This is a genomic window from Rhodopseudomonas sp. BR0C11, assembly GCF_010820945.1.
GTDB classification, from domain to species: Bacteria; Pseudomonadota; Alphaproteobacteria; order Rhizobiales; family Xanthobacteraceae; genus Rhodopseudomonas; species Rhodopseudomonas palustris_H.
In genome coordinates, this window is record NZ_QTKI01000103.1 from 1 (window position 1) to 13,312 (window position 13,312).

Consider the following 13,312-nt stretch of genomic DNA (forward strand, 5'->3'; position numbering starts at 1 on the left):
CCTTTGACCACACCGGCACATTCGGAGGGGATCGCGGTCTTCTCGAGCTTGCGCCAGTTCGCGACCAGCGCGTCGAGATCGACGGTGAGAATGCCGGTTGCTGCCGCGTTGGCCGCGGCGAACTCAGCAGCTTTGCCCGCCTCCGGCGTCAATAACTCGGCGACGGTGGCGTTCGGATCGGGAAGGATATGCATGGCGCACCTTATGCGTTGCCTGCAGCGCGTTCAACGGCGGCCGGCGCGGCTCAGATCCGCTTCGGCATCAAATCCGTTCAGGTAGATGGCTGTCGTCGGTGAGATCGCTGAAGCGGGTGAACTGACCTTCGAACTGCAGATCGACGGTACCGGTCGGACCGTGACGCTGCTTGGCGATGATCACTTCGGCCTTGCCGTGCACCAGCTCCATGTCGGTCGCCCACTTCTCGTGCTCGGGCGTACCCGGCCGCGGCTCCTTGTTCTGCAGATAGTATTCCTCGCGGAACACGAAGATCACGACGTCGGCGTCCTGCTCGATCGAACCGGATTCACGCAAGTCGGAGAGCTGCGGGCGCTTGTCGTCGCGGGATTCGACCTGACGCGAGAGCTGCGACAGCGCGATGACGGGAACGTTCAATTCCTTCGCCAGCGCCTTGAGGCTGGTGGTGATCTCGGTGACTTCCTGGACGCGGTTGTCGCCCTTCTTGCTGGAGCCCTGCAGCAGCTGGATGTAGTCGACCACGATCATGTCGAGGCCCTTTTGCCGCTTCAGGCGGCGGGCGCGGGCGGTGAGCTGGGCGATCGACAGACCGCCGGTTTCGTCGACGAAGAGCGGCAGCGACTGCAGCTCGATCGAGACGTCGCGGAGCTTGTCGAAGTCGGCTTCCGAGATGCCGCCGCGGCGGATCTTGCTCGAGGCGATCTCGGCCTGCTCGGCGAGAATACGGGTGGCGAGCTGTTCGGCCGACATTTCGCAACTGAAGAAGCCGACGATGCCGCCATTGACGGTCTTGGTCGAGCCGTCCGGCTGCACTTCGCCGCGATAGGCCTTGGCGACGTTGTAGGCGATGTTGGTGGCGAGTGCGGTCTTGCCCATGCCGGGACGGCCGGCGAGCACGATCAAGTCGGAGTGCTGCAGACCACCCATCCGGGTGTCGAGGTCGCGCAGTCCGGTGGAGATGCCCGACAGTTTTCCGTCCCGCTGGAACGCCTTCGCCGCCATGTCGACGGCGGTGGTCAGCGCCTGGGAGAATTTCTGGAAGCCGCCGTCGTACCGGCCGGATTCCGCCAGTTCGTACAGCCGGCGCTCGGCGTCTTCGATCTGGTTCTTCGGCGCGAAGTCGACCGGCGCGTCGAAGGCGACGTTGACCATGTCGGTGCCGATGCCGATCAGATCGCGGCGCAGCGACAGCTCGTAGATGGTCCGCCCGTAGTCCTGGGCGTTGGTGATCGTGGTGGCTTCGGCGGCGAGGCGCGCCAGGTATCGCGCGACCGTCAGGCCGCCGAGATCCAGATCGGCCGCCAGGAACGTTTTCAGCGTGACCGGGGTGGCGATCTTGCCGGCGCGGATGATGCTGGCAGCGGTCTCGAAGATGGTCTGGTGGATCGGCTCGAAGAAGTGCTTCGGCTCGAGGAAGTCCGACACCCGGTAGAACGCGTCATTGTTGACCAGGATCGCGCCCAGCAGGGCCTGTTCGGCCTCGATGTTGTGCGGCGCGGTCCGGAAAGCCGGCGCGCCGGGTTCCGGCGCGAGCTTCAGAACGTTCGAATCAGATGCGGCCATAGCTCTCGAATATCGGGTCGAATTTGTCGGATGCGGGGCGCGACTAAAGCGCCGATTTGCTCGGGAGCGAAAGCCGCAATCGCGCGTTATGCACCAGCGCGACAAGGATGTGGATGACCGCAACAGCCGCCATCACCCGTGCTTGACGCGTTCCGGCGTGACCTCCGGCGGCATTGAACCTCTAGCGGCGGTCGGACGACAGTTCAAAATGGACGGTCGAGACAGATCGATCCGCTCCAGTCGGGGATTCGTAAGAATTTTCGGCGAGGATAGCGGCAAGACGCGATCACCGAGGCTCCCTGACGGGATGCACTCGAACAAGGTGACGCGGGACAGGGCAAGAGCGTCGAGGACTTCGCAGCGGCTCGCGAGGCGCCTCGGATGATGGACAGAGCAGATGGCGCAGCAGTATTGCCACGACCACTCCGACCGCGATTGGCTGACCTCGCTGATCGATTCTTTCGAGCGCGCCTCGGCTGAAGAGGCCGAGCATCGGCCTTGCGACCGCGAACTGCTGTGCGCTGCCGAGGCTCATCTGGCACGCCCGCTGCCCCTGGCGCCGGACCATGAGGATCCGGTCCGTCTCGTCAGCTGAGAATTCCAACACTGCCCGGCAGGTTTACTCGCCGGCGCGTTGCAGCCGCGGCTAGCGGCTGTTTCAATTCCACGAAGTCGTTTCTCCTCCGCCGCGATATCGTCGCGCGTGATCGGCTGTCGATCACTACAACACCTACTTCCGCCGCCGTGCCGAATTGCTCAAGGACGACGGCGTGATGCTGCTTCATTCGATCGGCCGCTCCGATGGCCCCGGTTTCACCTATCCTTGGATCGCCAAATACATCTTCCCGGGCGGCTACCTGCCAGAACGCTCGGAGGCTTGCCCGCTATCGAACGCGCCGGACTTTTGGTGTGCGACATCGACATCCTACGGCCGCATGACGCCGAGAGGTTCAAAGCCTGGCGCCAGCACTTCCTAAAGCATCGGGAGGAAGCCGAACGCTCATACGACGCGCGGTTCGTGGCGCCGCGCTGGATGAGCGGCCGAGCAGCAGACGAAATACTCCGTCCATCGACTTGCCCCAAAACCGGACGCCGACAGCGAAGCGGCGCCTCGGCTGCATCAACGGCGGCCGTCAAGCTCTGCTCTTATCGCTGTGACCCAGCCACGGCCGAAGCGTTCACAGGTAACATCCGCGTCATGACCAACAGGCTGATCAGCTGCCTCATTTCATGCACGGTGATGTTCCATCTCTCCCTTCCAATCATCTCACAATTCGCTAAAAGGTCACCGCCGCTCCAGCGGCGATTGTTTGCATCGGAGGGCTAAATGGTAAGCCGATTGCTCAGTTCGGTAGCGGTACTGCTCGCGCTTGGGATCACCGTCGCGCAGCCCGCCCGGGCCCAGAATTTAGAGGCGGGCAAGAGCTCGGCACAGATCTTCGCGAGCACCTGCTCGGTCTGCCATAAGAGCCCTCGGGGTCTGCTCCGCACCGTGCCGCCGAATGCGGTCGGGTCGTTCCTGAGACAGCACTACACCACTAGCGCCGAAATGGCGTCGGCGCTCGGCGCCTATCTGGTGTCGAACGGCGCCACCGACGCTCGCAGCCGGCAGGATGGACCTGCCGAGCCGAAGCAGCGGCGCCAGCGTCGCGGCGCTCCCGAAGCGGTTGCTCCGGACGAGGCTGCGCCGGCGCCGCAGGCGGAAGAGCCCAAGGTTCAGCGCGGTCGCAAGTCCAAGCGCCGTGCTGCTCCAGTCGAGGCTGCACCTCCGGCGGAGAGCGCAGCTCCGGCTCCGGCTCCGGGCGCCGAAGCAGAACCGACCGCCGCGCCTGAGCCGGAAGCCAAGCCGACCAAGAAGCGCCGCGACAAGAAGCGGCTGCGCGAGAAGCCGGCTCAGCCCGAAGCCGCCAAGCCCGAAGCCGCCAAGCCCGAAGCTGCCAAACCTGAAGCCGCCAAGCCGGATGCACCTGCGGCTGAGCCCAAGAACGGCCAGGCTGGCGCTGATCCGAAGCATGGAGCTGGCAAGCCCGCTGCGGCGCCTGCGGCCGAAACTCCCGCACGCACCGATCCGGTGCCTGCGGTGACCCCGGCGCCGAAGGCTGCGGAGCCTGAGCCGGCCAAGCCGGCGGCTCCGTCCGAGACCAAGGCGCCCGAATTTGCTGCGCCGGCCGCCGCGACGCCGAAGCCGGCTGCTCCGCCGCCGTCACCGGCCGGTCCGCCGGCCCGACAGTCGGAAACGCCATCGGCGCCGTCGACCGAAGTGGTGCCGCCGCCCGCGCAGGCGCCGTCTGGATCGGGCGACGTGCCGGCCTCGAAATAACCACTCAGGTGTTCTGACGATCAAAGGGCCGCGCGATGCGCGGCCCTTTTTCGTTTGTCGGCAGCCAAGGCTTGGTTCTGGAGAGTGTGCCCGGCCTGTGAGTGGGCAACAGAAAGCCCGGCCTGATTGCTCAGGCCGGGCTCTGGAGATGATCGGCTGCAGGCGAGGCTTACTGCTCGGCCGGCTGCTCTTCGCCGAACTCCGCGTCCGGATCGAAGAACTCGCCGGCGGCGGCCAGCGCCTCGGCGGCAGCGTCTTCGTCCTCGCGGCGGGTCGAGATGTCTTCACCGCGGTTGATGCGCTCGGCTTCCTCGGCGCTGCGCGCCACGGTGACCGACACTTCGACTTCGACTTCCGGATGCACCGCGACCTGGATCGAGTGCTTGCCGATGGTCTTGATCGGGGCGTCGAGCAGCACCTGGCTGCGATCGATCTTGACGCCCTGGCCGTCGAAGCTGGCGATGATGTCGCGCACCGACACCGAACCGAACAGCTGGCCGCCTTCCGACGCCTGGCGGATGACCACCACGTTCTGACCTTCGATCTTCTCCGCGACCTTGGTGGCCTCGGCCTTCGCGGCGATGTTACGCGCCTCGAGATCGGCCTTCATGTGCTCGTACTTCTCGCGGTTGGCGGCGGTGGCGCGCAGCGCCTTGCCGCGCGGCAGCAGGAAGTTGCGCGCGAAACCGTCCTTGACGCGGACCAGCTCGCCCATCTGACCGAGCTTGGCGACACGTTCCAGTAGAATGACTTCCATGATGATCTCCTCGTGTGTTTGCGAAAGATGTTGAACTAGTGAGTAGGGGGAGGCGGCATTGAGCGGCGCTCGAAGTAGCGCTGCCGTAGATTGAGGAAGGCGTCGCCGAGGCCGAGGGCGATCAGGCCGACGGCGGGCCACAGGAAGATCAGCATCAACGCGTAGGTCGAGCTGAGCAGAAACAGGCGGCTGCGCGACGCCATCGTCAGCGTGTGCAGGGTCGCCGCACCGGTGAGCCCATAGGCGACGAACAGCGCCGCGCTGGCGGTCTTGCCGAACATCGAGGTCAGGCCGCCGACGAAGCTGAGTGCGAGCGCCAGCGACAACACCGCCAGAGTCATCGGCGGCAGCGTCACGGTGCGCAGATCCGGCCACGGCCGGCCGAGGCGGTTGGAGGCGGAGGTAATCTTGCCAGCCAGCCACAGATTGAGCGTGAGCGTCACCATCGCCACCGTGGCGGCGGCAGGCGGCGCGATCGCCACCAGCGCGTCGACCAGCGCGGCGTCGCTGCCGGGCGTGCTGCGCGGACCGAGCGCGCGCTGCAGGCCGTTGCGAAGGCCGTCATTGATGGCGGCGCCGTCGGTGCCGAGCGTGAACAGAGCGGCCATCGTGGTGGTGGCGGCAAAGCCGGCCATCCACACCACAAGGCGGCCGACCGGATACCATTCCAGCGCGGGCGTTTCGCCTTGCGCGGCTTCCGCGGGGCGCGCCAGCAGCGCGAGATGACCAAGCCAGCAGGCCGGCACGGCGATCGTCACGACAAATGCGATGGCGTAGGAGAAGCTGACCAGCGCAGCGAGGCCGATGGCGGCGACCAGACCGCCGATCGCGGCGGCGAGCACGCCCCAGCCAAGCGCGGCCACCATCAGCGGCAGCGGTGCCAGATAGAACAGCAGCAGGGAGATCAGCGCGCCCGAAACGATCGAGACGAACATCAGCGCCGAAGCACAGCCGGCGGCGAGCGCGATCAGAATGTTGATCATCATCAGCTGTCCCGCTCCCTTCGAGCGGTTAGAGGCATATTGCCCCAACCATCGGCGACCGGACGACCCGGAAGCCTTATGAGAAAAAAGAGGAGACCCCCGCGGCGCGGACGCCGCGGGGCTGCTTCGATTAGCGGATCACGTAGGGCAGCAGACCGAGGAAGCGGGCGCGCTTGATGGCGCGCGCGAGCTCGCGCTGCTTCTTGGCGGACACGGCGGTGATGCGGCTCGGCACGATCTTGCCGCGCTCCGAGACGTAACGCATCAGCAGCTTGGAGTCCTTGTAATCGATCTTCGGCGCATTCGCTCCCGTGAACGGGCAGGTCTTGCGGCGGCGGAAGAACGGACGGCGTGCACCTGCTTCAGCCATGATGCTTACTCCTCGACTGCTGCTGCGGGGGCGTCGGCGTCTTCACGCGGACGGCGCTGACCACGATCGCCACGGAAACCGTCGCGGTCGCCACGGCCTTCGCGATCACCGCGGAAGCCACCCTCGCGGGGGCCACGGTCGTCGCGTTCGCGATCCCGATCGGCCTTGCGCATCATCGCCGAGGGGCCTTCCTCGTGTTCGTCGACGCGCACCGTCAGATAACGGATGACGTCTTCGTTGATCCGCTCCTGGCGCTCGATCTCGGCGACCACCGCGGCCGGGCCGTCGATGTTCAGCAGCACGAAATGCGCCTTGCGGTTCTTGTTCATGCGGTAGGTCAGGGAGCGCAGGCCCCACGACTCGGTCTTGGTGACCTTGCCGCCGAGACCTTCGATCACGCCGGTGATCTGGGTGGTGAGCTCTTCGACCTGCTGGGCGCTGGCATCCTGGCGCGCCAAAAATACATGCTCATAAAGAGGCATGGTTGTCCTTTCTCGTGTTAGCGCAGAACCGGCGGCAAGCCCTTCGAACCCTTCGGAAAGGACTCGACTGCTCAGAAGGCGGAAGCACGGGACGACGAGCCGACTGGCCCTGCCGCATCAAAATCGCCAAGGGAGATAAAGCCCAGGGGAGATCATGGTGAGACCGTCCGTTCAGCTCCCGGCCGGGATCTGCGGATGCGCCGTTATACGGATTTCGGTCGCCTTGGCAAGGGACTGAAGCTGCCGTTTCGGCCACCGGTCGGCCGATTCCAGTGCCCGGCGTCTCGAGGGGAGAGTCAGGTTGGCGGTAGCGGGTGCGGGTGGTCGAGCGGCTGTGCCGGTGAGGCTGGATGCCACGAACCGGCCCTTTCCCTGACGTTTGGCCTGATACATGGCAATATCGGCGGCCCGGAGCAGGTCGTCCACCGTCGCGCCATCCTCTGGGAAGGTCGCCGCGCCGATGCTGACGCCGATGTCGAGCCGGCCGTGGCCCGCCAGTTCGAATGGCTCGGCAATCGCCGCGATGATTCGCTGAGCGACGGGAGCCGCGTCGTCTGTCCGTGTTCCGGGCAGCAGAACCACGAATTCGTCGCCGCCGACGCGAAACACCTGATCCTGCTCGCGGACGCTGCTGCGGAGCCGCTCCGCGACCGAAACGAGCACGGCATCGCCGGCGGCATGTCCGAACCGGTCGTTGGCGCTCTTGAAGCCGTCGAGGTCCAGACAGAACACGGTGAGTGGCTGGTGGCCGGCCGCATCAGCCCCGCGCAGCAATCGTTCGAACCGCTGCCGCTTCAGCACCCGGTTGGGAAGCCCGGTGAGAGAATCGTAGTTGGCGAGACGGCGATTCTTCCGCTCGGAGAGAAACAGGTTGAGCAGCACCTCGTAATTCTCGAGCAAGACGAGAGCCATGCCCAGGCCCCAGATCGGAACGAGCAGTCCGACGATGTACATATAGGGCAGCGGCGACAGCACCATCGCCACGCTGTAGGGCGTGCCGAGCAGATAGATCAGCGTAATTCCGTAGCGCGGCGTGCCCGAGTTGCGGGACGAGATGCCGCCCGCAAGGCCGGAGATGAAGATGCCCGCCATCAAAATCAGCAGCCACTCGCCGGAGATAGCGCAAAGCCCGCAACCAATTCCGTAGCAAATCGCCCAGGACATGCCGAGATAGAGCGGCAGGACCGCATTGCCGGCGCGACCGGCCGCTTCGTCGCGCTGCAATGCAGCAAGCGCGGCGTAGCGTGCTGCACCGAACCCGAGTTCGACCGCGAGCCAGACCATCGCCCAGATTGCACCGGTGGTCGCGGCGACCACCGCGGCCATCAGAGTTGTGGAGAAGATCGCCAGCACCAGCGTCCGCTTCCTGGTCTGCGTATGCAGCAGCAATTTGCGAACGATCGAGGCGGGCTGCGGCTGCGGGCCGCTGATCAGCCAAGTGATGATCGGACTGGATGGGCCAATTGCGCGAAAAAAGCTCGCATTTGTCGAAGGCAAGTATCGTTCGCTGATCAATCGCATGAGGAATAATCGTCCGCTGTGCTGGTGATAGCGGTAGCCGGGAAAGCGTTGATGGGTTCCTTAAAAGTCGTACGCACCTTCCTGTACGGTAAATGCATTTCGCAGATGCCGGCCGTTCGACTCTGAGAGGCGTTGCCGAGACGATGACAACAAGCCTGTGAGTCACAGGGCTGTTCGAAAGGATGTTAGACAGCAGTCAACTTGACACGACGGGGCCGGGCGGTGTCTTACGGCCCCGACTTCAGAGACAGGTTCAGGAATCCAGATGACCGCAGCATTCACTTTTCCGGGGCAGGGGTCCCAGGCCGTGGGCATGGGCAAGGCGCTCGCCGAAGCCTTCCCGGCGGCACGGGCGGTGTTCGACGAAGTCGACGCGGCGCTCGGCGAAAAGCTGACCTCGATCATCTGGGAAGGTCCGGCCGAAACGCTGCAGCTCACCGAGAACGCGCAGCCGGCGCTGATGGCGGTGTCGCTGGCGACGATGCGCGTGCTGGAGTCTGAAGCCGGTGTGTCGGTCGGCAAGGATGCCGCTTTCGTGGCCGGTCATTCGCTCGGCGAATATTCCGCGCTGGCGGCGGCCGGCAGCCTGAGCGTGAGCGACACCGCGCGGCTGCTGCGGATCCGTGGTCAGGCAATGCAGAAGGCGGTGCCGGTCGGCGTCGGCGCGATGGCCGCGCTGCTCGGCCTCGATTACGACACCGCCGTCGCCGTGGCGGCCGAAGCCGCGCAGGGCCAGGTCTGCCAGGCCGCCAATGATAATGGCGGCGGACAGGTCGTGGTCTCCGGTCATAAGGACGCGGTGGAGCGCGCGGTCGAGATCGCCAAGGGCAAGGGTGCCAAGCGTGCGATGCTGCTGCCGGTGTCCGCTCCGTTCCATTGTTCGCTGATGCAGCCAGCGGCCGAAGCCATGGCCGAGGCGCTCGCGGGCGTCACCATCAAGGCACCGGCGGCACCGCTGGTCGCCAACGTTCTGGCGTCGCCGATCACCGATCCGGATGAAATCCGCCGCCGCCTGGTCGAGCAGGTCACCGGGACCGTGCGTTGGCGCGAGTCGGTTGCCTTCATGGCGTCGCAGGGCGTGAACCAGTTTCTGGAGATCGGCGCCGGCAAGGTGCTGAGTGGCCTGGTGAAGCGGATCGCGGATGGCGCGACTGGTATTTCCGTAGGTGGCCCCAACGACATCGCGTCGGCGAAAGACGCGCTGGCGGCCGGACGCTCGGCATAAGCCGGCACAAGGAGGCGAGATGTTCGATCTGACAGGCAGAACCGCGCTGGTCACCGGCGCAACCGGCGGCATCGGCGGCGCGATCGCCCAGGCGCTGCACGGCCAGGGTGCCACCGTGGCGATCTCCGGCACGAGGCGCGAGGCGCTCGACGCGCTGGCCGGCAAGCTCGGCGAACGCGTGCACGTGCTGCCTTGCAATCTGTCGGATGCGGCGGACGTCGAGGCGCTGGTGCCGGCTGCGGCCGAGGCCATGGGCGGGCTCGACATCCTGGTATGTAACGCAGGTATCACCCGCGACAATCTGTTCGTGCAATTGCGCGACGAGGATTGGGACGAGGTGATCAAGGTCAACCTCACGGCGACCTTCCGGCTGACGCGCGCCGCCACCAAGCTGATGATGCGCAAGAAGTTCGGCCGCATCATCGCAATCACTTCGGTGGTCGGCGTCACCGGCAATCCGGGGCAGGGCAACTACACGGCCTCGAAGGCGGGCTTGATCGGCATGATCAAGACGCTCGGCGCCGAATACGCCAAGCGCAACGTCACGGCGAACTGCATTGCGCCGGGCTTCATCGCGACGCCGATGACTGACGTTCTCAATGACAAGCAGCGCGAGGCGATTCTCGGCAAGGTGCCGGCCGGCCGGCTCGGCACGCCGGACGACATTGCGGCTGCGGCGGTTTATCTCAGTTCAAATGAGGCCGCCTACGTCACCGGTCAGACCATTCACGTCAACGGCGGGATGGCGATGATCTGACAGCAATCTGCGAGCTTGTGGCGGCGCACGCGGTCCCCCGCAGTCGCCGCGGGCTTGTGGTCAATGCATCGGAAGTATGATAACCGAACCACTGGCGGACAAGCAAAGAAGGCCATTGCAGGATGTCCAAACCCTGTATATTGGCGATGGGGAGCTTGCCGCCCGGGTGGTCGGCTTCGACCCGGGGACGGGGGCAAAATCAACACACTTCGCGATGCGACGGGAACTTAGCGAGTTGACGCACCACGATGGCTCGTATCGTCTGTCGGTCGGGTCGAAACGGAACAGCACGGGGTTAAATAGATGAGTGAGATTGGCGAGCGGGTTAAGAAGATCGTGGTCGAACACCTTGGTGTCGAACCCGAGAAAGTTGTCGATAGCGCCAGCTTCATCGACGATCTCGGCGCCGACAGCCTCGACACCGTCGAACTCGTGATGGCGTTCGAAGAAGAGTTCGGCTGCGAAATTCCGGACGATGCCGCCGAGACGATTCTCACCGTCGGCGACGCCACCAAGTTTCTCGAGAAGAACGCAAAGAGCTGACGCTCCGCGCGGTGTGATGGAAGCCGGACGGACCGCACAAAAGCGGTCCACCGGCTTCTTATTTTGCATCGCGCATTCTACGCCGGAGTGCTGGAGATGAGACGGGTTGTCGTCACGGGCCTTGGCATGGTGTCGCCGCTGGGCTGCGGCGTCGAACCAACCTGGAGCCGCGTGCTTGCCGGCGAAAGCGGTGCACGCAAGATCGACGCGTTCGACGTGTCGGATATCGCCAGCCAGATCGCCTGCATCATTCCGCGTGGCGACGGTACCAACGGCACCTTCAATCCTGATCAATGGATGGAGCCGAAAGACCAGCGCAAGGTCGACGACTTCATCGTCTATGCGATGGCGGCGGCGCGTCAGGCGCTCGATGACGCCGGCTGGCGTCCCTCCACCGAAGAAGAGCGCTGCGCCTCGGGCGTGCTGATCGGCTCCGGCATCGGTGGTCTGCAGGGCATCGCCGAGACGGCGCTGCTGCTCGAGCAGCGCGGCCCGCGCAGGATCTCTCCGTTTTTCATTCCCGGCCGCCTGATCAATCTGGCGTCGGGCTACGTCTCGATCGAATTCGGCCTCAAGGGTCCGAACCACGCGGTCGTCACCGCGTGCTCGACCGGCGCGCATGCGATCGGGGATGCGGCGCGGCTGATCGCGCTCGGCGACGCCGACGTGATGGTTGCCGGCGGCACCGAATCTCCGATCAGCCGTCTGGCGATGGCCGGCTTCGCCGCCGCGCGTGCGCTGTCCACCGGTTTCAACGATGCGCCGACCAAGGCTTCGCGGCCCTATGACAAGGATCGCGACGGCTTCGTGATGGGCGAGGGCGCGGGCGTCGTCGTGCTGGAAGAGTACGAGCACGCCAAGGCGCGTGGCGCACGGATCTATGCCGAAGTGATCGGCTACGGTCTGTCGGGCGACGCTCATCACATCACCGCGCCGAGCTCGGATGGTGACGGTGCGTTCCGTTGCATGAGCGCCGCGATCAAGCGTGGCGGCATCGCGGTGTCGGACATCGACTACATCAACGCGCACGGCACCTCGACGCCGCTCGGCGACGAGATCGAACTCGGTGCGGCGCAGCGTCTCTTGGGGAACGCGGCCTCGCGCGTGTCGATGTCGTCGACCAAGTCGTCGATCGGCCATCTGCTCGGCGCTGCCGGTGCCGTGGAAGCGATCTTCTGCGTGCTGGCGATTCGCGACAACGTCGCGCCGCCGACGATCAATCTCGACAATCCTTCGGTCGAGACCGCGATCGATCTGGTGCCGTGGAAGCCGCGGTCGCGCGAGATCAACGTTGCGTTGTCGAACTCTTTCGGGTTCGGTGGCACCAATGCGTCGCTGCTGTTGCAGCGCGTGCCGAACTAACGCGCGCGCCTTCATCCACCGTTTCGCCGCAATCGCTGCTAAACCCTACGCGGTCCGTTAGTTTCGGAGTATGATCGGTTGCAGCCCTCATCCGCCTGGATAGACTCCAGATCGGACATTGCATCGAAGTCGTGATCCCGAATGTCGCCGGTGCAGATTGCGCCGGCCCCAATGCGAGCCGACAGGATTCAGGTTGCACCGATGAGTGAAAGGCCGCCGATTTCGCCGAGAAGCCCGCGTGCGGCGCTTGAGCCGGAGCAGCTTCCGCCGCCGCCGAAGCGGTCCGATCATGCCCGCAATCCGCTGGTCATCATCGGCAATGCGATCATCACCTTCATCGTGGTTGTGATGATCGGTGCCGGCGGCTTGTACGTGTATGGCAAGAACAAGCTCGAAGCGCCGGGCCCGCTCGCGCAGGACAAGGTCGTCAACATCCCGCAGCGCGCGGGTCTCGACGACATCGCACAGATCCTGAAACGCGAAGGCGTGATCGAAGACGGGTGGCTGGTGTTTGCGGGCGGCGTGATGGCGCTGCGCGCCCGCACTGAACTCAAGCCCGGTGAGTATCTGTTTCAGAAGAGCGCCAGCCTGCGCGACGTGATTGGAACCATCGTCGAAGGCAAGGTGGTTCAGCACGCGGTGACGATTCCCGAAGGACTGACTTCGGAGCAGATCGTCGAGCGCCTGTCCGACAATCCGATCTTCACCGGCAGTATTCGTGAAATTCCGCGTGAAGGAACGTTGCTGCCGGAGACCTACAAATTTCCCCGTGGTACGCCGCGCGAGCAGGTGATCCACCGCTTGCAGCAGGCGCAGAAGCGGGTGCTCAGCGAGATCTGGGAGCGTCGCAGTCAGGACCTGCCGATCAAGACGCCCGAGCAGCTGGTGACGCTGGCGTCGCTGGTGGAGAAAGAGACCGGCAAGCCGGATGAGCGCACCCGCGTCGCCGCGGTGTTCGTCAATCGGCTGCAGAAGAAGATGCGGCTGCAGTCCGACCCGACGATCATCTACGGACTCGTCGGCGGCAAGGGCACGCTCGGCCGTCCGATCAAGCGCAGCGAGATCACCCAGCCGTCCCCGTACAACACCTATGTGATCGACGGATTGCCGCCGGGGCCGATCGCCAATCCGGGGCGCGCCTCACTGGAGGCGGCCGCCAATCCGGCGCGCACCCGCGATCTGTACTTCGTCGCCGACGGCAGCGGTGGTCACGCCTTCAGCGACAATTACGAGG

Annotated in this window: 14 protein-coding genes and 2 pseudogenes; 9 read left to right on the top strand and 7 right to left on the bottom strand. The window is 65.0% G+C overall.

Going from position 1 to position 13,312, the window contains the following annotated elements; all coding sequences use genetic code 11:
* Together alr and DYI24_RS10580 are read right to left on the bottom strand one after the other, a co-directional pair.
* Nucleotides 1-194 (bottom strand): annotated as a pseudogene (alr, locus tag DYI24_RS10575) (alanine racemase); the annotation flags it as partial.
* Between the two features lie 67 nt (nt 195-261).
* Nucleotides 262-1,758: a replicative DNA helicase gene (locus DYI24_RS10580; protein ID WP_164572258.1), complete on the bottom strand. Its 1,497-nt coding sequence runs from the start codon at nt 1,756-1,758 to the stop codon at nt 262-264.
* Nucleotides 1,759-2,155: 397 nt separating this feature from the next.
* Here DYI24_RS10580 and DYI24_RS10585 point away from each other — a divergent pair, with 397 nt between their 5' ends.
* The 3 genes and pseudogenes from DYI24_RS10585 (at nt 2,156) to DYI24_RS10595 (ending at nt 4,078) form a co-directional block, all read left to right on the top strand.
* Nucleotides 2,156-2,353, top strand: a complete 198-nt coding sequence (locus DYI24_RS10585) for a hypothetical protein (protein WP_107344949.1) — start codon at nt 2,156-2,158, stop codon at nt 2,351-2,353.
* Nucleotides 2,354-2,471: 118 nt separating this feature from the next.
* Nucleotides 2,472-2,818 (top strand): annotated as a pseudogene (locus tag DYI24_RS10590) (class I SAM-dependent methyltransferase); the annotation flags it as partial.
* 267 nt (nt 2,819-3,085) lie between these two features.
* Nucleotides 3,086-4,078, top strand: a complete 993-nt coding sequence (locus DYI24_RS10595; RefSeq protein WP_164572259.1) for a hypothetical protein — start codon at nt 3,086-3,088, stop codon at nt 4,076-4,078.
* Nucleotides 4,079-4,247: 169 nt separating this feature from the next.
* Here DYI24_RS10595 and rplI read toward each other — a convergent pair whose 3' ends face one another.
* From rplI to DYI24_RS10620, 5 genes are all read right to left on the bottom strand, one after another.
* Nucleotides 4,248-4,835 carry a 50S ribosomal protein L9 gene (rplI, locus tag DYI24_RS10600; RefSeq protein WP_107344947.1) on the bottom strand — a complete coding sequence of 196 codons (588 nt, stop codon included), beginning with the start codon at nt 4,833-4,835 and terminating at the stop codon, nt 4,248-4,250.
* A 35-nt stretch (nt 4,836-4,870) separates the two neighbouring features.
* Entirely contained in the window at nt 4,871-5,821 is a 951-nt protein-coding gene (locus tag DYI24_RS10605) for a hypothetical protein (RefSeq protein WP_164572260.1), read from the bottom strand.
* Nucleotides 5,822-5,948: 127 nt separating this feature from the next.
* Nucleotides 5,949-6,188, bottom strand: coding sequence for a 30S ribosomal protein S18 (gene rpsR, locus DYI24_RS10610; RefSeq protein WP_011158623.1), 240 nt, complete (start codon nt 6,186-6,188; stop codon nt 5,949-5,951).
* Between the two features lie 5 nt (nt 6,189-6,193).
* Nucleotides 6,194-6,670 (bottom strand): 30S ribosomal protein S6, encoded by a 477-nt coding sequence (rpsF, locus tag DYI24_RS10615; RefSeq protein WP_164572261.1) that lies wholly within the window; start codon nt 6,668-6,670, stop codon nt 6,194-6,196.
* A gap of 171 nt (nt 6,671-6,841) precedes the next feature.
* Nucleotides 6,842-8,023: a diguanylate cyclase domain-containing protein gene (locus DYI24_RS10620; protein ID WP_349627763.1), complete on the bottom strand. Its 1,182-nt coding sequence runs from the start codon at nt 8,021-8,023 to the stop codon at nt 6,842-6,844.
* Here DYI24_RS10620 and DYI24_RS28630 point away from each other — a divergent pair.
* From DYI24_RS28630 to mltG, 6 genes are all read left to right on the top strand, one after another.
* The gene (locus DYI24_RS28630) at nt 8,004-8,219 is read left to right on the top strand and encodes a hypothetical protein (protein WP_349627764.1); all 216 of its coding nucleotides are present in this window, start codon (nt 8,004-8,006) and stop codon (nt 8,217-8,219) included. The two genes, DYI24_RS10620 and DYI24_RS28630, sit on opposite strands and share 20 nt — an antisense overlap.
* A 237-nt stretch (nt 8,220-8,456) precedes the next feature.
* Nucleotides 8,457-9,416 (top strand): ACP S-malonyltransferase, encoded by a 960-nt coding sequence (gene fabD, locus DYI24_RS10625; RefSeq protein WP_164572263.1) that lies wholly within the window; start codon nt 8,457-8,459, stop codon nt 9,414-9,416.
* 19 nt (nt 9,417-9,435) lie between these two features.
* Nucleotides 9,436-10,173 carry a 3-oxoacyl-[acyl-carrier-protein] reductase gene (gene fabG / locus DYI24_RS10630; protein WP_164572264.1) on the top strand — a complete coding sequence of 246 codons (738 nt, stop codon included), beginning with the start codon at nt 9,436-9,438 and terminating at the stop codon, nt 10,171-10,173.
* A gap of 303 nt (nt 10,174-10,476) precedes the next feature.
* Nucleotides 10,477-10,716 (top strand): acyl carrier protein, encoded by a 240-nt coding sequence (locus DYI24_RS10635; protein ID WP_002716125.1) that lies wholly within the window; start codon nt 10,477-10,479, stop codon nt 10,714-10,716.
* A 96-nt stretch (nt 10,717-10,812) separates the two neighbouring features.
* Nucleotides 10,813-12,078 (top strand): beta-ketoacyl-ACP synthase II, encoded by a 1,266-nt coding sequence (fabF, locus tag DYI24_RS10640; RefSeq protein WP_107346636.1) that lies wholly within the window; start codon nt 10,813-10,815, stop codon nt 12,076-12,078.
* 201 nt (nt 12,079-12,279) lie between these two features.
* On the top strand, nt 12,280-13,312 hold a 1,033-nt coding region (gene mltG / locus DYI24_RS10645; RefSeq protein WP_164572265.1), incomplete at its 3' end, for an endolytic transglycosylase MltG.

What these genes read in the sequence shown, in the direction of transcription:
- DYI24_RS10580 (WP_164572258.1), bottom strand. Translation starts at nt 1,758, where the DNA reads ATGGCCGCATCTGATTCGAACGTTCTGAAGCTCGCGCCGGAACCCGGC.
- DYI24_RS10585 (WP_107344949.1), top strand. Translation starts at nt 2,156, where the DNA reads ATGGCGCAGCAGTATTGCCACGACCACTCCGACCGCGATTGGCTGACC.
- DYI24_RS10595 (WP_164572259.1), top strand. Translation starts at nt 3,086, where the DNA reads ATGGTAAGCCGATTGCTCAGTTCGGTAGCGGTACTGCTCGCGCTTGGG.
- rplI (WP_107344947.1), bottom strand. Translation starts at nt 4,835, where the DNA reads ATGGAAGTCATTCTACTGGAACGTGTCGCCAAGCTCGGTCAGATGGGC.
- DYI24_RS10605 (WP_164572260.1), bottom strand. Translation starts at nt 5,821, where the DNA reads ATGATGATCAACATTCTGATCGCGCTCGCCGCCGGCTGTGCTTCGGCG.
- rpsR (WP_011158623.1), bottom strand. Translation starts at nt 6,188, where the DNA reads ATGGCTGAAGCAGGTGCACGCCGTCCGTTCTTCCGCCGCCGCAAGACC.
- rpsF (WP_164572261.1), bottom strand. Translation starts at nt 6,670, where the DNA reads ATGCCTCTTTATGAGCATGTATTTTTGGCGCGCCAGGATGCCAGCGCC.
- fabD (WP_164572263.1), top strand. Translation starts at nt 8,457, where the DNA reads ATGACCGCAGCATTCACTTTTCCGGGGCAGGGGTCCCAGGCCGTGGGC.
- fabG (WP_164572264.1), top strand. Translation starts at nt 9,436, where the DNA reads ATGTTCGATCTGACAGGCAGAACCGCGCTGGTCACCGGCGCAACCGGC.
- DYI24_RS10635 (WP_002716125.1), top strand. Translation starts at nt 10,477, where the DNA reads ATGAGTGAGATTGGCGAGCGGGTTAAGAAGATCGTGGTCGAACACCTT.
- fabF (WP_107346636.1), top strand. Translation starts at nt 10,813, where the DNA reads ATGAGACGGGTTGTCGTCACGGGCCTTGGCATGGTGTCGCCGCTGGGC.